Here is a 22,353-nt window from a genome sequence, read left to right as displayed (position 1 = left end):
ACACAAGACATTATAGAACTAGTTTATCTCTTTACTAAAAAGAGGTAAACGAACTCTATACCAAAAAAACAATCTATTAAGATGGAGAATAAGGTTTTAAAACACAACAGCATAATTGTTGAAGACTATTGGCTTCAACAATTAGAAGGAGTAGAGTTAACATCTCTATTTGATATTACAAAGAAGGCGAAAGACGATGCTTCTCCTCAACTTAAGGAATTAGACATTGTACTTTCTGAAGATCTTATCAATATTATAAATAAGATATCAAAAGGAGAAGCATTGAATAAATACGTGCTTTTTATAACTGCGCTCAATTTGCTTTTGGCCAGATATACAAATAAGAACAACAATATAATCTCGATACCTTATTTTGGAAATGATCATGTAAACGATAATTCAGATATTCTAGTGTTCTTTAAAACACAGATTGATTCAAATAAACCCGTCAAAAACTTACTAAATACGGTTCTTGAAAATTTGAATGAAATCATTAGAAATCAAGAATTTGATTTTGACAACTTTCTTAAAAGATACAAGGATAAAAATGTTGATGACAATGCTTTATATGAAATAGGCTTTTTCTATGATAAATTAAATCAGGAAAACAAGCATATAAACAATGTGGATCTTTTATTCTATATGGAAGAAGAAGGCGAAGATCTACGTTTAAAAGTAAAATACAACACAGCATGCTATTGTGAAAAACAAGCAAATCAACTAGGAAGACATTTTTGTAACACTTTATTAAATATGTTACAAAACATTCAAGAACTACCTACTGCTGTAAAGTTATTATCGGAAGCAGAAGAAGAATATTACATCAATCATATAGACGATACCTATGTTGTTATTGATGAAAACCTTACCATACAAGAATTATTTCAAGCGCAAGTACATGCAACTCCAAATGCTGAAGCTGTTACTTACGATGGAAAATCGATTACCTATAGCGAATTAAATGAAATCTCAAACAAACTAGCCAACAACCTTATCTCATCGTACGGTATTAAAAAAGGAGATGTTATAAGTATATGGCAAGATACGTCTGAATCGCTCATTATAGCCATGCTTGGGATTTTAAAAGCGGGCGCAACTTTTCTGCCAATTGCAGCAAATACACCAAAAGATAGAATAGCATATATCCTTGAAGATTCAGCGGTAAAACTTCTGTTAACAGATTCAGCAAGAATGTTTGATGCCATAGAAAACTTCAGTACGGAAATTTTCGCATTAGATATTCAATTACCTGGATTAGAAGACAGCGGAGAAAACCTTCCCAACAGAAATCGTTCTTCAGATATTGCCTATATAATTTATACTTCGGGAACCACAGGAAACCCTAAAGGAGTAAAAATCAAACACGAATCGTTACACAACTATTCATATTGGTTAAAAAGCACATTCAACCTTACACAAAAAGACAATACGATATTGCTTTCTTCCTATGCTTTTGATCTTGGATATACAGCAATTTGGGGAAGCTTATTAAGTGGTGGAGAATTGCATTTAGTAGATGATAATTTTGTAAAAGAAATTTCAGGACTGCCAAACTACATTATTGATCATAATATTAGCTACATAAAGGCAACGCCATCGTTATTTTACATGATGATGGAAAGTGCAGATGCTCCTTTGCTTGCAAATAGTGACTTGCGATTAATTGTTTTAGGTGGAGAAGAAATGCGCATTTCCGATGTCAAAAAATTCAAAGCACTAAAACCAGATGTCGTATTTGTAAATCATTACGGTCCAACAGAATCTACCATTGGTTGTATTGCTCACATATTAGATGCTGAAAATTTAAAAAACATCTTAATTCCGCCAATCATCGGAAGACCAATTAACAATACAAGAGCGTATGTTTTAGATCAGAACCTAGCAATTGCACCATTTGGTGTTAGTGGAGAATTATATATTGCTGGTGCAGGATTGTCCGCTGGATATGTAAATAACGAAGCATTAACTCGTGAGCGATTTATTGAAAATCCTTTTGGTCAAGAAGAAGTAGTATACAAAACAGGCGATCGCGTAAAAAGACTGTCTGATGGAACAATTCAATTCTTAGGACGCGTTGACAGACAAGTAAAAATAAAAGGATATCGAGTTGAACTTCGCGAAATAGAAAATGTTTTAGCAGCGAAGAAAGAAATCGAAGACGTAATCGTAATCGATAAAAAAGATAAAGAAGGAATACGCTATTTAGCAGCTTATATAAAAGGTTCGCAAGAACAAAATGTAACTGAACTTAGAGACTTTATCAGTAAAAGTCTTCCAGAATATATGATTCCTTCTCATTTTGTGGAAATAGCTAAATTTCCACTAACAGCAAATGGGAAAATTGATTATAAAGCGCTTCCAGATCCTTCGGAAACAACCATGGGACGTAGTAGTAAATACACTGCGCCAAGTACCACACTAGAACAAAAAATAACTGAAATATGGGAAGAAGTTCTAGGAAAAAAGAAAATTGGAATCAAAGACAATTACTTTGAATTGGGAGGCGACTCACTAAAAGGAATTCGTGTTGTAAATCAATTACAAACATACCTAAACAAAATAGTACATGTAAGTCTTTTATTTGATGCATCAACGATAGAAGAACTCGCTTTAGAACTAGAAAAATATACACTTGAATATAATGATAAGGTGAATGAAAACGACATCGAGAAGATGAACAGTATCATTACACCTTTACCAGAATATCCTGTAAATGAGAACAAAAATGATTCGGCAGTATTCATACTAGCACCACCAAGATCAGGTTCAACTTTATTAAGAGTGATTATGGCTGGACATCCAGATTTATTTGTGCCGCCAGAATTACAACTAATGATATTCAACACCTTACAAGAAAGAGAGAAGGAATTAGACGGTAAACTAAGTTTTTACAAAGAAGGAAATATCCGTGCCATCATGGAATTGCTAGATTTAGACAGTGAAAAAGCTGCCGAAGTCATGAACGATTTCATCAAGGAAGATCTGTCGGTTCAAGAATACTATGCAAAATTGCAAAGTTGGATTGGCAATAGAATACTTGTTGATAAAAGTCCTTCGTACGCAAGAGACATCAATGTCTTAAGAAGAATAGAGCAAACATTCAAAAACGCAAAATTCATTCACTTACAAAGAAACCCATACGGACTCATTCATTCTTATGAAGATACGCGTATGGAGCAGGTTTTTCGTTACCAACATGATTTTGATGCACGTAAATTAGGAGAACTAGAATGGCTAACAAGCAACCAAAACATTGTAGAATTCTTCAAAGAAATTCCAGACAACAGAAAACATGTAGTCAAATTTGAAGACATGGTGAAAGACGGCACGCAGATAACAGCCGATTTATGTGAATTCTTAGGAATAGAAAAGCATCAAGAACAAATGCTAAACATATACAAAGGCAATGAAAATAGAATGACTGATGGAATTCATGCTGAATCAAATATGATTGGAGATATTAAATTTTTCAGACACGAAAAAATTGATCCAAAAGTAGCTGATCACTGGAAAGATGCTTACAAAGAAGAGTTTCTTTGCGAACAAACAAAGAACTTAGCTGCATCATTAGGTTATTTTAAAGGAACAGAAAAAGTTGCTGGAATACAACCGATAGAAGAATCAGAATATTATGAAGTTTCTTATGCGCAAAAACGATTGTGGATTATTGACCTTTTCGAAAAAGGAAAACTTACATACAATCAACCAAGAGTATATGAACTAACAGGGAAACTCAATATAGAAGCATTCAAAAAGACGTTTAAAACACTTGTAGAAAGACATGAGGTGTTGCGAACTACCTTTACAAGTATTGACGGCGTGCCAAAACAAAAGGTTCATGCAGTAAATACATATAACTTTGAAGTAGCATACCAAGATCTTCGCAATGAAGAAAACCCTGAACAAAAGGCAGATACTATAGTAAATAAAGAAGTAATCGTTCCTTTTGATCTTGAAAAAGGGCCTTTGCTAAAAGTGAGCTTGCTGCAAACTGGAGATGAAAACTTTGTCTTTCTATTCATGACACATCACATCATTTCTGACGGATGGTCTATTCAGGTGTTAATGAAAGAAATGTTAGCGATATATAACTGTTACAAAAACAATGTACCTAACAAACTTGCTCCACTTGCTATACAATATAAAGATTTTGCAGCTTGGCAAAACAAGCAACTACACGGAGAATTACTACGAGGACATCAAGACTATTGGTTAAACAAATTTGATGGTGAAATTCCAACCTTAAACCTAGCAACTACTTGGCCGCGTCCAGCGATAAAAACAGACAATGGAAACAAAGTTGAGTTTTTAATCGAAAAAGGACTCAGTGATAAAGTTAGTAACATGGCAAAGGCTAATGGAGTTACTTTATATATGATGTTGCTAGCGTCAGTAAAAACGCTTCTATACAAATATACTGGGCAAGAAGATATCATTATTGGCTCTCCTATTGCTGGAAGAAATCACTCAGACTTAGAAAATCAAGTCGGGTTTTATATCAATACCTTGGCATTGCGAACGCAATTTTCTGAACAACAAAACTATAGAGAACTTCTAAAAAAGGTCAAGGAAACAATGCTTGGTGCTTACAAACATCAAATATATCCTTTTGATAAACTGTTAGAAGATATACAAATTGAACGTGACCCAAGCAGGTCGCCTGTATTCGATATTGCTGTGGTAATGCAAGATAACTATGAAGATTCTGATGAAATAGAAAGCATGGGAGACATTGCTGTAGCATCTTACGATACAGATTTCGCCATTAGTTTTGTAGATATGAAATTCAACTTCAAAGAACACAAAGAAGGTTTGGAAGTAAGTATTAACTACAATTCTGATCTTTTCTCTGAAGAACAAATGCAATTAATGCATGAAAACTACAAAGTATTATTATCAAGCATCGTTCAGCAACCAGAAGCATCATTACAATCATTAACGTATCTTAATAAAAAAGAGGAAAACAAAATCTTAGTTGATTTCAATACTGCTTCATATGAATATCCAATACATCAAACAATCTCTCAAATCATTGAGCAGCGAGTGGAACAATTTCCTAATCAGGAAGCTGTTGTGTTTGGAGACACTTCACTTACGTACTTAGAACTGAATCAAAGAGCTAACAAACTAGCACATTATTTAAGAGAAAGTGCACATATAAAACGAGGTGATTTTGTTGGTATATTACTCGATCGTTCTGAAGATGTAATTGTAAGTATTTTGGCAGTATTAAAAGCAGGAGCAGCGTATGTTCCTGTAGATACAGAACTTCCGCCAGCTAGAAAAGAATACTTATTGGATAACTCAGGTGCTAAAATATTACTGACAAATTCCAATTATATATTTGACTTAGGATATTATAAAGGAGAATTGTTTGCAATAGATTTGCAATTGGACGACTTAGAAGAAAAGCCAGAAAACATCGCAATAATTAACAAACCTGAAGATCCGGCATATGTAATATTTACCTCAGGATCTACAGGGAATCCAAAAGGAGTTGTTATAAAACACCATAGTAATATTAATATGGCTTTCGATCAAATTCGCGAATTTGGTATCACATCGGAAGATCACATATTACAATTTGCATCACTATCTTTTGATGCTTCTGTATATGAAATATTCATGGCGCTCTATTCTGGAGCAACTTTAGTGCTTGTCGATAGAAATATCATCAATGATTCTGACAGATTTATACAATACTTAGAAGACAAAAAAGTATCGCAAGTAACACTGCCGCCATCCTATTTATCGGCGCTCGATCTTGAAAAACTAAAATTTTTAAGAGTCATCGTTACTGCGGGCGAAGCATGTAATGTACAAGATGCAGTTAGCTGTAGTGAATTTAGTGACTATTACAATGCATACGGACCAACAGAATGCGCAGTTTGTATCTCAACATATAAAGTACAAGCAACCGACAATGACAAACTTTCAATGCCAATAGGGAAACCTGTAGGGAATATGAAACTCTATGTGCTGAACAAATTTTTACAGCCAGTAGCCATAGGACAAATTGGTGAAATTTATGCATCGGGTATTGGTTTAGCCAAAGAATATTTAGGACAACCAGAACTTACCAGAGAAAAATTTATAGACAATCCGTTTGAAACAGGTGAAAAGATGTACGCAACTGGCGATCTTGGAAAATGGTTGCCAAGCGGTAATTTAGAATATATTGGTCGAAAAGACAGTCAAGTAAAAATAAGAGGTCATAGAATTGAACTTGGAGAAGTTGAATACGTACTAAAGAAAAATGAAAACCTCGAAAATAGCACTGTAATTGTCAAAAAAGATGCAGATGGTAATAACCATATGACAGCATTTTATACGTTGAAAAAAGGACAAAAAGTGGTCGATTTAAAAGGGTTTATGGCCAACTATCTTCCTGCATACATGATTCCTTTATTCTTTGTGGAATTGCCTGTTTTACCAGTGAATTCTAATGGTAAAGTAGACAAAAAACTATTGGCTTCTGGAGAAGAAAATTACAAGCCAAAAAGAGAATTTATAGCTCCGAGAAATACCTATGAAGAAAAAATTGTTCGCATCTGGAAAGAAATTCTTGATTTGGATGAGATAAGTGTTACCGATAGTTTCTTTGATCTTGGAGGACATTCAATCAAGGCAATAAAATTGTCCAATATGCTTAAAGAAGAGTTTAAAATAGATGTCGATATCAACATGATTTTTGCACATCACATACTTGAAAGTCTGTCAAAACAAATAGAAACGTTGTGCTGGTTTCAAGAAGATCAAACAGATAATAACGAAGAAGTGATCAACAGAGTTAGTTTATGAGTAATGTCCAAGACTTAATTCTTAAGCTGAAAAAGCTTGAAGTAAAACTTAAAGTTGAAGATCATCAATTAATCCTTGATGATGTGAAGGGGCAACTGTACCCTGAACTTTTGGATGATTTAAGAGGATCAAAACAAGAGATCATATCTTATATTCAAAACTTAACAAACAATGGCTCTTTTAAACATATTGCAAAAGTTGCAATACAAGATCATTATGAGTTGTCGCATGCGCAAAAACGATTGTGGTTAATAGACCAATTATCGGATGGAAAATCTGCATACAACATATCATCAACGTTCGGTTTTAAACACTTACATAAAGGAGCCTTTGAAAAAGCTTTTTTAGCACTTATAGAAAGGCATGAAATATTAAGAACTGCTTTTATTTCTGTGGATGGAGTGCCACGACAAAAAATATATAGTCTTGAAGAATTTCCATTTAAAATTAATTCTATAGACATAAGCGAGCATCCAAACCTAGAAAATGAGGTTGCTGAAATTGCCGAAAAAGAAGCAAAAACAAGGTTCAACCTAAGCAGTGGTCCATTACTAAGAGTGACCGTTGTTCAGACAAGTACAGATGATTTTGTACTATTCTTAACCATGCATCATATTATTTCTGATGCTTGGTCCATGTCAGTAATGGAAAAAGAATTTGGGTATTTATACAGTACTTTTCTTAGTAATACAATGCCTAAATTGCCTTTGTTGCCTATTCAATATAAGGACTATGCATATTGGCAAAATGAAATGACACATGGCGGAAAATTGGCAAGTTCAAAAAAATATTGGCTAGATCAATTTAGTGGTAACATTCCTGTATTACAATTACCATCTGACTTTTCAAGACCGCCAACAAAAACACACAAAGGAGCAGACCTAAACTTTACGATTGATAGATCTATCTATACATCTTTAAAGAATTTCGGATTATCAAAAGGTGCTACTCCTTTTATGACGCTATTAACCGTTGTAAAAACGCTATTTTATAAATATACGAGTCAAAATGATATCATTGTTGGAACGCCTGTTGCAGGAAGAGATCATCCAGATTTGAATGGTCAAATAGGATTCTATATAAATACACTTGCATTAAGAACTCGTTTTTTAGAAGATGATTCTTTTAGTGTCTTATTAACGAAAGTAAAAAATACGGCACTAGGTGCTTTTCGTCATCAACAATATCCATTTGATCACTTAGTAGACGAATTGGATTTGGAGAGAGACATGAGTCGTTCTGCATTGTTTGATGTTATGGTTTCTATGAAAGAAATAGAAAATCAAACAGAAAGCGATGTTGAAGAAACGGATGTTGCATTTGCCAAACCAGCGAGAAGCATCAGTAAATTTGACATGTCAATTACTTTTGCAGAAAATGCAGGTAATCTTCATGTAAACATCACGTATAGTAAAGACATATTTACATCAGAAACTATACAAAGACTTGCTACACATTTTAAAATCTTATCCAGAAGCATCATTCTGAATACGGAAGAAAAAATAAACAAACTTTCATTTATTTCAACAAATGAAAGAACTCAGATATTAAACAAATTCAACACACCATACACAAGTGCAGTTTCCTATAAAACAGTTGTAGAACAGTTTGAAACGCAAGTAGCAAAAACACCGAATGCTATTGCGGTAACTTCAGAAGGAATATCATTAACGTATAATGAATTAAATGAACGTTCCAATCAATTGGCGCATTATTTAAAGGAACAGTATGAGGTGAATACTGAAGATTTAATCGGAATTTCTTTAAATCGATCAGCAGAACTAATTGTAGGAATTTGGGGAATTTTAAAATCAGGCGCAGCCTATGTGCCAATTGATCCTGCGTATCCAAAAACACGAAAAAACTATTTAATAGAAGATAGTAACGTTAAATTAGTAATTACAGAAGAAGCTTGTGTAGAAGATATTGCCAATGCAACAACATTGGATATTTACAACACAACAATTTATACAAAACCTGTTGTAAATCTTCCACTTCAAAGCGCTGGCAGCAACCTTATTTATGTAATTTATACTTCGGGAACAACAGGTAATCCAAAAGGTTCTTTAATAGAACATGGTTCAGTAGCAAACTTATGTAGTTGGTTATATGATCTTGTATATAGTTCTTATGAAGAAAATGCAACAACATTATTGACGGCTTCTTATAGTTTTGATTCCTCTGTAAAACAATTATTTCCACCATTTTTAAATGGCGGTTGTTTGGTAATTCCTTCAGAAGAAACAAAAAAGAATCCAGCTGCATTGGCAGAAGTAATTCTGAAAGAAAATGTAAATGTTTTAGATGTAACACCAAGTTATTTGCCACATGTACTTGCATCACTAAAAGAGAGAAATTTACAAGATTGTCATTTAGGATATACATTAGTAGGAGGAGAAGCGCTTGAAAATAAACAAGCAATTGAATACCAATCAATACTAGGAGAAACAAGTCGTCTTGTCAATGTATATGGAGTTACAGAAGCAACAGTTGATTCCACATGTCAAATTGCTACAGGGACTAATATTGGAAAAAATGTTCCCATCGGAAAGCCACTTCCAAACACAAAAGTGGTACTATTAGACAACTCGCATAATTTAATGCCAATTGGTATACCAGGCGAAATATGCATAGGTGGTGCTGGTGTAGGAAGAGGTTATCTAAACAAAGAAAGCTTAACAAAAAAGAAATTTATAGCAGATCCATTTGAAGAAGGCGCACGTTTGTATAAAACGGGTGATATGGGACGATGGATGGCAGATGGTACCATTGAATATCTAGGACGTAGCGATAGTCAAGTAAAAATACGAGGCTATCGAATAGAAGTAGAAGAAATACGACATGCGTTGTTAACTATAAAAGAAATATCAAGTGCTTTTGTAGACGTAAAAAGTTCAAATAATGACAAAGCTCTTGTTGCCTATTATAGTTTGTACAAGCAATCAGAAATAACGAAAAATATTCTAAAGTCAAAATTGAGCGAACTATTGCCTAGTTTTATGATTCCGTCATATTTTATGGAATTGGAAAAATTACCATTAACAGCCAATGGTAAATTAGATAAGAAAGCACTTTCGACACTAGATACTTTCTCTTTAGATACAACCAATTATGTAGCGCCAAGGAACGCATATGAAGAAGGTTTGGTAAGTATTTGGGAAGAAGTGTTAGCTAGAGAAAAAATAGGAGTAACCGATAATTTCTTTGAACTGGGCGGACATTCTCTAAAGGCATTTCAAGTAATGTCGCGTATTTTCAAGGTTTTACACACCAAAGTAACATTGAAGGATATCTTTTCAAATCCTACCATCGAATCTTTAGCTACACATATTCATACATTAGAGTCCGTAGATTATATAGCTATTCCATCAATAGCGCATCAAGAAAGTTATGAAGTGTCGCATGCACAAAAGCGCCTTTGGATACTACAACAATTTGAGGAAAGTCAATCAGCATACAATATGCCAGGGATTTATCCGCTAGAATCACTTGATGTTGCTGCTTTTCAACGTGCTTTTGATACGTTAATTTCTCGTCATGAAATCTTGCGAACTACGTTTGTCAATATCAATGGCGAACCTAGACAAATAGTACATACAGAAACTCCTTTCGATCTAGAATATGAAGATCTTAGAAGTCACAACGATAGAGAAGAAGTATTAGAAAACCAAATCATAGAAGCTTGTAAAAAAGATTTTGATTTAGAAAACGGACCATTGATTCAAGGGAAGTTATTTCAGATGGAAGGAGAAGATTATGTATTTTTTCTAAACATGCATCATATCATATCCGATGGATGGTCTATAAAAGTCTTAATTGGTGATGTGTTGGCATTATATGAAGCGTATACAAAAGGAGCTTCGAATCCTTTAACACCATTACGCATTCAATACAAAGATTACGCACATTGGCAAAATGAAACACTAAGAACAGGAGGTTATAAAGAAGCGCAATCGTATTGGTTAAGGCAATTAGGAGGCGAATTGCCTGTGTTAGAATTGCCATTAGATTATCCAAGACCCGCTGTTAAAACGTACAATGGCGATAGTATTCGATTTGGACTCTCAGAAGAAATAACAAAAGAATTAAAAGTATTAAGTAGACATCAAGGAAGTACATTATTTATCACCTTATTAGCTACTGTAAAAGCACTTTTATATCGCTACACAGGACAAAAAGATATCATTATAGGAACGCCAACGGCAGGACGAGATCATGAAGAATTAGAAGATCAGATTGGCTTTTATATAAACACCTTGGCATTGCGTACGCAGTTTTCAGGAGATGAAGATTTCCTAGCATTAGTAAATCAAGTACAAGCAACGACGTTAGATGCTCAAGATCATCAATCGTATCCGTTTGATATGTTGGTAGATGAATTGGATTTAGAAAGAGATATGAGTCGTTCTCCATTATTTGATGTCATGGTGATATTACAAAATGTCAATGATGCTGCCGAAGATGGCGACACAACAATTACGGAAGAATCTAGTTCAGACATCATTGTAAGTAAATATGATTTGGACATTAGTTTTGTAGAAAAAGGAGAAAGAATCCAAGTAAGTATCAACTACAATCCTGATTTATTTGATGCTGCTCGTATAGCGCGAATGCAAGAACATTATCAAACACTTTTAGGTTCAATTATTGCAAATCCGAGCAGAGCAATTAATCAATTGAATTATATCTCTGAAACAGAACAACAGCTATTATTAACAAAATTCAATCTGCCTTATAAAACGATTGATGTTTCTAAAACAGTTGTAAATCTATTTGAAGAACAAGTAAGCAAATATCCAGATTCAATTGCGGTTACTTTTCAATCCAATGAACTGACCTATGCGACACTCAATAAAAAAGTAAATCAGCTTGCAGCCTATCTTTTAACATCAAAAACAACCAGTGAGCAATCCAAAATAGGAATATATATAGAACGCTCTGAATGGCAAATTATAAGCATGCTTGCAATTCTTAAAATTGGTGGATGTTATGTGCCTGTAGATCGAGAAACACCAATTGCACGTGCTAAGTACATGCTTGAAAATGCTGAAGTAAATTGTTTAATTACGGATGTTACTATTGAAGATACGCTACTTGATAAGGAAATAGCATTGATTTCTTTAGAAGAAATACAAGAATCTTTAACTCAGTATTCGGATGAAAATCTAAACATACCTATTTCTTCAGACAAACTAGCGTATATATTATACACTTCGGGGACCACAGGAATGCCAAAAGGTGTAATGATTTCACATCATGCCTTAAGTGATTATACGAATACTTTTGGCGAATATTTTAAGATCACTTATGAAGATAAAATAATTCAGCAATCATCTTTAGCATTTGATGTTTCGGTAGAAGAAATATTTCCAATTTTATGTGTAGGCGGACAACTATTTCTGATGAAAGAAGGAGGAAGAGATATTGATGAGCTTACAACGGTAATTCATGAAAATAAAATTACACTCTTAAGCGCAACGCCACTTATCATTAATGAATTAAATGAACGTGCAGCATATCTGAATTCGTTACGAATTTTAATAAGCGGTGGAGACAAGTTAAAAGTAGGATATATAGATCAACTGATTGATCAAGTAGCTATCTATAATACGTATGGTCCTACAGAAGCAACAGTTTGCATAACCTACCATCATATCGAAAACTTAGCAGCTATTGATGTGATTGGAAAACCGCTTGCAAACCATAAAATTCATTTATTAGATGCTAATGCGCAACCTGTTGCCATAGGAATTCCAGGAGAACTATATGTTGAAGGATATGGCTTGGCAGAAGGCTATATGAATTCTCCATTGGAAACATTAAGATCGTTTCAAAAACTTCCAGACATTTCAGAAAACAGATTGTACAAGACTGGAGACAAAGGTGTTTGGCTAACGGATGGAAGTATCAAGTTTTTAGGAAGAACGGACACGCAATTTAAAATACGTGGGTATAGAATTGAACTTGATGAAATAGAAAACACACTCATCCAACATACAAAAATTAGTGATGCTGTTATGAGTGTCATTGATGTTGAAGGAGAAGAAAAATACTTAGTAGCCTATGTGGAAAGTCAAGATGCCGTTGAAGTTGAGGAAATTAAGGAATACCTAAAAAATCGTTTGCCACATTATATGATTCCGAGGAGAATTATTGTCTTAGACGAATTTCCAATGAATAATAATGGCAAGTTGGACAGAAAAGCACTTCCGTCGCCAGATACTTTCTCTTTAGATACGACCAATTATGTAGCACCTAGAAACGAATATGAAGAAGGTTTAGTTGGTATTTGGGAAGAAGTATTAGCTAGAGAAAAAATAGGTGTAACCGATAATTTCTTTGAATTAGGCGGACATTCTTTAAAGGCATTTCAAGTAATGTCGCGTATTTTCAAGGTTTTACACACCAAAGTAACATTGAAGGATATCTTTTCAAATCCTACAATCGAATCTTTAGCCGCACATATCAGTACATCAGAATCTGTAAACTATACAAGCAATACAACAGTAGTAGTAGCGCAAGAAAGCTATGAAGTCTCTCATGCACAAAAGCGACTTTGGATTTTAGAACAATTTGAAGAAAGCAAATCGGTATATAATATACCTGGAATCTATCCGCTAGAATCACTTGATGCCGATTCTTTTCAACGTGCCTTTGACACGCTAATTTCTCGTCATGAAATCTTACGAACTACTTTTGTAAACATAGATGGTGAGCCAAGGCAAATAATACATGAGGAAGCTTCTTTTAATATACAATATAAAGATTTTAGAAATCGTGGAAGTAAGGAAGAAGCAATAGAAAAGCAAATCATAGCATCCTGCAAACTTGGTTTCGATTTAGAAAAAGGACCTCTAATTCGAGGAACGCTCTTTCACTTAGAAAAGGACGATTATATCTTTTTCTTAAACATGCATCATATCATATCTGATGGATGGTCTATAAAAGTATTAATACAAGAAGTATTGGCATTATATGAAGCCTACAAAAAAGGCGCTTCGAATCCTTTACCTCCATTACGTATTCAATACAAAGACTATGCACATTGGCAAAATGAAGGACTAAGAACAGGAGCGTACAAAGAAGCACAATCGTATTGGTTAACGCAATTAGGAGGCGAATTACCTGTGCTTGAATTACCGCTAGATTATCCAAGACCCGCTGTTAAAACTTACAATGGTGATAGCATTCGATTTGGACTCTCAGAAGAAGTAAGCAAAGAATTAAAAGCCTTAAGCATACGCCAAGGAAGTACATTGTTTATCACCTTATTGGCTACCGTAAAAGCGCTTTTATATCGTTACACAGGACAAGAAGATATCATTGTAGGAACGCCAACGGCTGGACGCGCAAATGAAGAATTGGAAGGTCAGATAGGTTTTTACATAAACACGTTGGCATTGCGTACACAGTTCTCAGGAAATAAAGATTTCTTAGCATTATTAACTCAAGTACAAGAAACGACGTTAGATGCACAAGATCATCAATCGTATCCGTTTGATATGTTGGTAGATGAATTGGATTTAGAACGAGATATGAGTCGCTCACCATTATTTGATGTCATGGTGATATTACAAAACGTTACCGATGCCGCAGACGAAGATGAGACAAAAATTACGGAAGAATCTGATGTAGGTGCCGATGTAAGTAAATACGATTTAAACATTGGTTTTATAGAAAGAGGAGAAAGAATACAAGTAAATATAATTTACAATCCCGATTTGTTTGATGCTGCTCGTATAGAGCGAATGAAGACACATTACAAAACACTTTTAGCATCCATTATAGCAAATCCAAAAACCTCAATTAGTCAATATAACTATATCTCTGAAGCAGAACAACATCAGTTGTTAAAAACGTTTAATGATACAAAACGTGTATTTCCATCTAAAAATACAGTACAAAGTATATTTGAAGCTCAGGTAACAAAAAATCCAAATGCACCAGCAGTTAGTTTTCAAGGAAATATAATAACGTACAACGAATTGAATGAACGTTCAAATCGTATTGCTCAGTATCTAAGAACACAACATACCATAACTCCAGATACGCTTATCGGAGTAATGATGGATCGCTCGGATACAATGATTATAACAATCATGGGAATTATAAAATCGGGCGCTGCATATGTGCCAATAGATCCTGATTATCCGCAAGATCGTGTCAATTATATAGTTTCTGATTCTGGAATTATTTTACTCATTCATGATGAAAAAACATTGAATCATACATTTTCTTGCCCTAAAATTTTATTCAAAGAACTTTCAGAAGCAACAGAAAATGTGTCATCACAATCTGTAGATAATATTAATACGTCAAATGATTTAATGTATGTTATTTATACTTCAGGAACCACTGGAAATCCTAAAGGAGTAATGATAGCGCATACGTCTTTACTCAATCTATGTAGCTGGCATCAAGAATATTATAATGTAAATGCTTCTAGTCGTGCAACACTATATGCAAAAACAGGATTTGATGCTTCCGTTTGGGAAATATGGCCTTACTTACTATCGGGCGGCTGTTTGTATCCAATAAGGAATGAAGTTAGTTTAAACATTGCTGGATTAAAATCGATTCTTTTAGAAAACAAAATAACGCACAGTTTTTTTCCTACAATAATTTGTGAACAACTAATTGAAGAAGGAGTTGATTTAGGAGATACCATGATATTGACAGGAGGAGATAAACTCCAAAAATACGCCAACAATGTTATCAATAACTATGGGCCAACAGAGAGTACAGTTGTGGCTACTTCAATAAAACTACAAGAATATTCAGGCAATACAATACCCATTGGAAAACCGATTTCAAATACTCAAATCTATATTCTAGATGATAATTTACAATTACAACCTATAGGAATAAAAGGAGAAATATGTATAAGTGGTAAAGGTTTGAGTAGAGGATATCTCCATAGAGAAGAATTGACGAATTCGAAGTTTATTCCACATCCATTTATAGAAGGAGAAAAATTATATAAAACTGGAGATTTAGGAAAGTGGAGAGCTGACGGAAATATTGAGTTTTTAGATAGAAAAGATACGCAAGTAAAAATACGAGGCTATCGAATAGAACTAGGAGAAATAGAAAATACATTGCAAAAACTGTCAGGAATAGACAAAACGATTGTTCTTGCACATTCTGATGACACCGGAAATAAAGTATTAATAGCGTATTATTCAACTCTAGAAAACTACGAAGAAGTAGACTTTAGAGCAAAACTAGAAGCATTCTTGCCGATATATATGATTCCGTCGCACTTTGTTAAGGTAGAAGAGTTTTTAGTAACTCCAAACGGTAAATTAGATAGAAAAGCGCTTCCGAAAATAGACACACTAACGTTAAAAACCAATAATTATCTAGCACCTAGAAACGAGTATGAATTACGACTAGTTGATATTTGGGAAGAAGTATTGGGGAGAGAAAAAATAGGTGTAAGAGACAACTTCTTTGAACTTGGTGGACATTCATTAAAAGCAGTCAAACTTTCATCTGTAATACATAAAAAAATGGGCGTAAATGTAGATTTAGTATCAATTTACAATCATCCAAGTATTGAAACATTACACGCGTATTTAATCCAAGAAGGAAAAATAGAAAGCAACTTATTAATTCAGCTAAACAAAACAAATCTGTCTGATCATAAACTCTTCCTAATTCCACCTATTGGAGGATCATCTACAATTTATAAAAATGTAGCAACGCAATTAGAAAAATATACAGGATGTTATGGATTTCAGTACAAAGGCTTTGATGGAAATACAGAAATAGCAAATAGTATTGAAGAACTAGCGCAAGAATATTACAATGAAATTGCAAATATATCTGTATACAAAACGGAGATCACAGTATTAGGATACTCAATGGGAGCATTAATAGCCTTTGAGTTAATTAAACTGCTTGAAAATAATGGATTTACACCAAAACTGATTCTACTTGATAAAGGTGTAAAATCAACAATAAAAAATCAGGATCTAACTAAAATTTCAGATGAAGAGTTAGACGAACTATTACAAATCAATTTGGGTGCATCTTTAGAAGCATTAAACCAACAGGAAATAGCGCAGCTAAAGAAATTTTATCTCAACAACTTAAAAATTCATAATGACTATCGCATGAATGGTACTATACAAAGTGACATACTTACCATAGAAAGCAGGAACAACGATAAAAATGCAAACATGCACCAGTGGAGTAACTATACGAAAGGGAATCTCAAAAACGAATTTGCAAAGGGAAGTCACTATGAAATTTTAAACCACGAAAATCTCAACGATGTGGTCACACACATTCAACACTTTATTTCAATAGACTAAGGTCAAACGCACAATTAAAAATTACTACATAAAAATTAAAAAATGGAATTTCTTAAGATTTTATTAAATAGATCAAAAGCTTTTTACGCAGCATTGGTTCTAATAAGTGTAATTAATGGACTACTAAACATTGCTTTGTTAATGTTTATAAATAGTGCCATAACAAAAACGCCTATTCCCTTTTTTCCAGAATATGACTGGTTGGTGTTTTCTTCAATAGTGATTGTTTCTTTTTTAGCAGCAAAACTATTTCAAACATTCCTCATAAAATTAAGCACAAAGATTACGTTCGATTTTGAAATGATGGTTTTACGAAAAGTAAAAAACGCCAGTTTTCAAGATTTTGAAGAACTAGGAAAAGAAAAAGTGTTTACGGCCATGGGCGATATTAGAGCTTTAGGGAATTTACCTGAAGTCATCATGAATGCAATTAACTCATTAATCATCATTACATGTTGCTTTATATACCTATTCATGACCTCTGTTATTGGTGGCGGATGCGTATTGTTTGTAATGGCAATGTTGTTGGTAATTTACATTTGGAGGAATACAAGAATTGAACGAAAATTAGAGCATTTACGAAGCTTGCAAAATAGTTATTTTAGGTATTTGAATGACTTACTGTTAGGGTTTAAAGAATTAAAAATGAGCCTAACAAGAAACCACAACATACATACAAAATTTTTAGAAGTAAATAGAAGCAAAGCACGGAACCTAAGAGAGCAAACTAGTATAAGTTATCTTAACAATGAACTAACAGGAAATTACAGTTGGTATATTATTATTGGAGCAATATTATTTGCCTTACCTCGTGTCATAGATTTAGATTTTGCAGCAACTTCAGCTTTTCTAGTTACAATACTATACATGATTGGTCCTATAGCAGTACTAATTACACTGATTCCTACCAATACACGTGTAAAAATTGCACTAGGAAGATTGTCTAAATTCAACAAAACGCTCAGCGGAAATGTAGCAGCAAATATGGAGCTAGAAGCGCATACAGAAGCAGCAAACTTCTCTAAAGTTACCTTCGAAGAAGTTTCCTATGAGTACTTTGATAAAAAGAAAGAAAAAGCTTTTGAACTCGGGCCACTAAATCTTCAAGTCACCTCAGGAGAAGTACTTTTTATCGTAGGAGCCAACGGAAGTGGGAAAAGTACCTTTGTAAACTTACTAACAGGTTTGTACAAACCTAAGAGTGGTAACATTAAATTCTATAATGATAAAATGGAGCCAGATGAAAGTGAAGCAACATTCAAAAAACATGTAGCTACCATCTTTACACATCCATACTTATTTAGTGAAAATTATGATGGTTTTGAAATCACAGAAGAAAACAAAAGACTCACAGACTTAATAGCAAAAATGAAGCTAACGGATGTGGTTCGATATGATGAAGAAAAAAATACGATAGACAATCGTTTATCTAAAGGACAAGAAAAAAGACTGGCAATGGTGTATACACTATTGGAAGACAAACCTATTATTGTTCTTGACGAATGGGCTGCAGAACAAGATCCTGAATTTAGAGCGTTTTTCTACAGTGTTCTAATTCCCGAATTAAAGCAAAAAGGAAAAACCATAATTGCAATTAGTCATGACGATAAATACTTTTCGTATGCAGACAGAATTATAAAATTCGATTATGGAAAAATTGAGCATGTGAAAGAATATCTAAAACAGCCAAGAGAAGTAAAACCAATTCAACAATAAAGAAAATTTTTAATCTTAATTAAATTAAACTAGAAATATTATGATAACGGATAATACAACGGTGTATTTAAAACCTAATGTGGTAATCGAACCATTTTTTGACAGATGGTATGCATGGTCTCATCTTATTTCTCCTGCTACAGCAGCAAGAAATATAACAGGAAGACATTTAAAAATAATGAACTCATATATTCAAGCTCCAAAAATTCATGAAGCGGCAGTGAAAAACCCAAAAATGCTTGGTGGACCCTTTATGGATTTAGGAGGAAAAAGAGTGGACGAAGTAAAAGAACTTAGAGATCGTACCAATGATTATTTAGGCGATTTAGTAACGTTTTCTAAAGCAATTGATGAGCTTGATGAAATGTTAAGAACACATGCAACAGGATTTTCTATGAATGAACTCTATGATAAAATTCCTGATGAATTGCGTGGATATGTAGAGCTTGTGTACGACTTAAACAACAATCCTTCGTACCGCTTTTTTGAAAACTTACTTTACCATAGTAAATTCTATAAACCAGAAGCACAAAGTATTGCTTTATGGGTAACGAATAATGACGAAAGACCTTTTGTATTAAGTACGCCAAGGTTAGAAGAACCAGGCATTTTGCATTTAGAAATTCCATTTAAAAGTAAGTCAATTGATGAGCTAGCAAAAATGAAAAGAGCTCCAAAAACATTTGGAGAAATCAAAGAAATAATGAACATCGAGGAAAAAGATGAAGCATTTTTCAAAACACTCTTTACAGAAGAAGCATTTATTCCATACGAACGATATGTAGGAGACAAAATTCGTATGCGTTATTTAGGACATGCATGTATACTTGTTGAAACGAAGGACATGGCAATCTTAATTGATCCTTTAATTAGTTATTACGGATACCAATCGGAAGTAAACCATTTTTCAGACTACGATTTGCCAGATGTAATTGATTATGTATTAATTACGCACAATCACCAAGATCATATTCTTTTTGAAACATTACTTCCATTACGTCATAAAATCAAAAACATCGTAGTTCCAAAATCTACTTCAGGTTCACTACAAGATCCTAATTTGAAACTAATGTTTAACAATATTGGGTTCAATAATGTAACGGAAATAGGAGATATGGAAGAAATTAAATTTAGTGATGAATGTACCATTACTGGATTGCCTTTTATTGGAGAACACAGTGATTTAAATATCCAATCAAAAGTTTGTCACCATGTAAAAATGGGAGAATTCTCATTACTCTTTTTAGCAGATTCATGTAATATTGAAAACAAACTCTATCAACATGTACAAAAAATAGTGGGAGATATAGATGTATTATTTTTAGGAATGGAATGTGACGGAGCGCCTTTAACTTGGTTATACGGTCCATTACTTACAGAAGACCTTCCAAGAGATAAAGATTCTAGCCGAAGACTTGCGGGTTGTAATCATAACAGAGGAATGGGATTGGTAGATGTATTCAATCCTCAAGAAGTATACGTATATGCCATGGGAATGGAACCTTGGTGCAAATTTATCAGTAGTATTGTATACACAGACGAATCTGAACCAATAGTACAATCAAACAAACTAGTAGAAGAATGTGAATCTAGAGGCATTACTTCTGAACGATTATTTGGAGAGAAAGAATTATTATTTGACAAAAAATCGTATTCAAGCAAAGAAATAGAAAGCGCAGTAGTTTAATGTGTAATTACATTAAATAAGTCAAGTAAAAAGCATAGGCACTTATGAAGAAGATCAATCTGTTTTGTTTCCCTTTTGCAGGTGGAAATAAGTATTCTTATAGAGATTATGAAAAGTTTATACCTTCTAATATTAAACTTATTCCTATTGAATCAGCTGGAAGAGGAATGCGTTTTTCTGAAAAATTACCCAGTAGTATTGAAGAAACGGTAGCAGATTATTATGATCAAATAAAAGATTATTTGCAAGAACCCTATGCTATTTATGGGCACAGTATGGGCTCACTAACAGGGTTTTTAGTTGCTAAAAAAATTCTTGAAGAAAACCTGAACCCTCCGTTACACTTGTTCTTTTCTGGTAGAGCTGGTCCATCAGCAAAAGATAAAGACGTAAAAAGGCATACACTTCCTAAAAAAGAATTTATAGAAGAATTAAAAACCCTTGATGGTATTCCAGAAGAAGTATTTAATGATGAAGATTTAATGGAACTTTTTGAACCCATTTTAAGAGCAGATTTTAAAGCAATTGAAACCTACACTTATACTTCATCTGAGGCGATAAACATTCCTATTTCAGTAGCCATTGGCAAAGAAGAGAAAGTAACTCTTGAAGAAGCTGAAACTTGGCAAGAAGAATCATTGCATCCCGTAAAAATAAAACAATTTCCAGGGAAGCACTTTTTCATATTTCAATATCCAAAACATGTAATGCGATGGATTGCGCTAGAATTGCTCTCCATAAAAACTACGGTACATAATTAAGTAGAAATTAATACTAAAAATTCAAAAAATGAATGAAATAAAAAACGATATCCTGTCAGAGTTACTAGTTAGTTTTGAAAGTAACATAGATCGTATTAAATATGCAGGAAACGAAGATGATAAAAGAACTGAATTTTTAAAGGTTTGCAAAGAGGTTCTGGATAAAAAAGATCAAAAAACAGCATCAAACTTACAGAACCTCATTAACTACTATTTATTTACATTAAATGTTGAGGTAGAACAGTTTATTACATCAATTTCAAATGAAAAAGTTGTATTAGAATCATTTGACTATTACACCGAAGAAAGAGAAAAGAAAGATAGTTTTGATGCTACTTATGACACCATTACAGATGTTATTGTTGAACAATTTGAAATGGAAGAATTAATTTCTCCAGACAGATATATAAACTCAGCAAGATATCATCCAAGTCCTGTAAATTCAGTAAAACTCGCATTAAATTCCTTAGTAAAATATGGAGTAACATATAGCGATTTTGTTTTTATAGATATTGGTTCAGGTATGGGAAGAAATTTACTCATAGCTTCAGAATACCCTTTTAAAAGAGTGGCTGGAGTAGAAATTTCTAACTATTTACATGAAATTGCAGAGAAAAATGTAGCGCGATATGAAGCAAAAACAGGTAAAAAAATAAAATGCGATTTACACTGTGTAGATGCATTGAGTTTTAACTTTTCTGAAAGCAATATGGTCTTGTATTTTTGGGAACCGTTTACAGAAAACATCTCCAATCAATTTATAAAAAACCTAGAAGAATTTATTGCGACCAGAAATATTATTGTAAAACTTATATTTTTAAGAAATCCTTTTCCTGCAATGGAACGTTCTACAGTTTTTAAGGAAGTTGGACGATTAGAATCTGAAGATTATACCATTTCTAATGATGAATACTTTCAAACAATAATTTATTCAAACTAATCAATGACTTACGCTTATAAATAAAAATATTATCAGTAGTTTTAAGGAAGAAAAGTGTAATTGCTTTTCTCAAAAATGATTCAATGTATACTGAATGATAGAGTTTATAAAAAAAGCGATATCTATTAA

6 protein-coding genes are annotated in these 22,353 nt (G+C 33.4%); all 6 read left to right on the top strand.

Annotated elements, in window-relative coordinates:
• Window positions 1–81 precede the first annotated feature (81 nt).
• Genes Q0845_RS05770 through Q0845_RS05745 form a run of 6 tightly spaced genes read left to right on the top strand, consistent with a single transcriptional unit; the run spans window position 82 to window position 22,224 of the window.
• Window positions 82–6,801: a non-ribosomal peptide synthetase gene (locus Q0845_RS05770; protein WP_298510498.1), complete on the top strand. Its 6,720-nt coding sequence runs from the start codon at window positions 82–84 to the stop codon at window positions 6,799–6,801.
• Window positions 6,798–17,120 (top strand): non-ribosomal peptide synthetase, encoded by a 10,323-nt coding sequence (locus Q0845_RS05765; RefSeq protein WP_298510495.1) that lies wholly within the window; start codon window positions 6,798–6,800, stop codon window positions 17,118–17,120. The genes Q0845_RS05770 and Q0845_RS05765 overlap by 4 nt, the downstream gene beginning before the upstream one ends.
• Window positions 17,121–17,162: 42 nt before the next feature.
• Complete coding sequence (locus tag Q0845_RS05760) at window positions 17,163–18,836, top strand: cyclic peptide export ABC transporter (protein WP_298510492.1); 1,674 nt, start codon at window positions 17,163–17,165, stop codon at window positions 18,834–18,836.
• Window positions 18,837–18,876: 40 nt separating this feature from the next.
• Window positions 18,877–20,523 carry an MBL fold metallo-hydrolase gene (locus Q0845_RS05755; RefSeq protein ID WP_298510489.1) on the top strand — a complete coding sequence of 549 codons (1,647 nt, stop codon included), beginning with the start codon at window positions 18,877–18,879 and terminating at the stop codon, window positions 20,521–20,523.
• A gap of 44 nt (window positions 20,524–20,567) precedes the next feature.
• Window positions 20,568–21,284 carry a thioesterase II family protein gene (locus tag Q0845_RS05750; protein ID WP_298510486.1) on the top strand — a complete coding sequence of 239 codons (717 nt, stop codon included), beginning with the start codon at window positions 20,568–20,570 and terminating at the stop codon, window positions 21,282–21,284.
• Between the two features lie 28 nt (window positions 21,285–21,312).
• Window positions 21,313–22,224 (top strand): class I SAM-dependent methyltransferase, encoded by a 912-nt coding sequence (locus tag Q0845_RS05745; protein WP_298510481.1) that lies wholly within the window; start codon window positions 21,313–21,315, stop codon window positions 22,222–22,224.
• Window positions 22,225–22,353 lie beyond the last annotated feature (129 nt).

Origin of the sequence: uncultured Kordia sp. (assembly GCF_947489565.1) — a bacterium.
Taxonomy (GTDB): Bacteria; Bacteroidota; Bacteroidia; order Flavobacteriales; family Flavobacteriaceae; genus Kordia.
The sequence above is the reverse complement of the archived record's forward strand: the minus strand, read 5'-3'. Positions and strand labels throughout refer to the sequence as shown.

What these genes read in the sequence shown, in the direction of transcription:
- Q0845_RS05745 (WP_298510481.1), top strand. Translation starts at nt 21,313, where the DNA reads ATGAATGAAATAAAAAACGATATCCTGTCAGAGTTACTAGTTAGTTTT.
- Q0845_RS05755 (WP_298510489.1), top strand. Translation starts at nt 18,877, where the DNA reads ATGATAACGGATAATACAACGGTGTATTTAAAACCTAATGTGGTAATC.
- Q0845_RS05760 (WP_298510492.1), top strand. Translation starts at nt 17,163, where the DNA reads ATGGAATTTCTTAAGATTTTATTAAATAGATCAAAAGCTTTTTACGCA.
- Q0845_RS05765 (WP_298510495.1), top strand. Translation starts at nt 6,798, where the DNA reads ATGAGTAATGTCCAAGACTTAATTCTTAAGCTGAAAAAGCTTGAAGTA.
- Q0845_RS05770 (WP_298510498.1), top strand. Translation starts at nt 82, where the DNA reads ATGGAGAATAAGGTTTTAAAACACAACAGCATAATTGTTGAAGACTAT.
- Q0845_RS05750 (WP_298510486.1), top strand. Translation starts at nt 20,568, where the DNA reads ATGAAGAAGATCAATCTGTTTTGTTTCCCTTTTGCAGGTGGAAATAAG.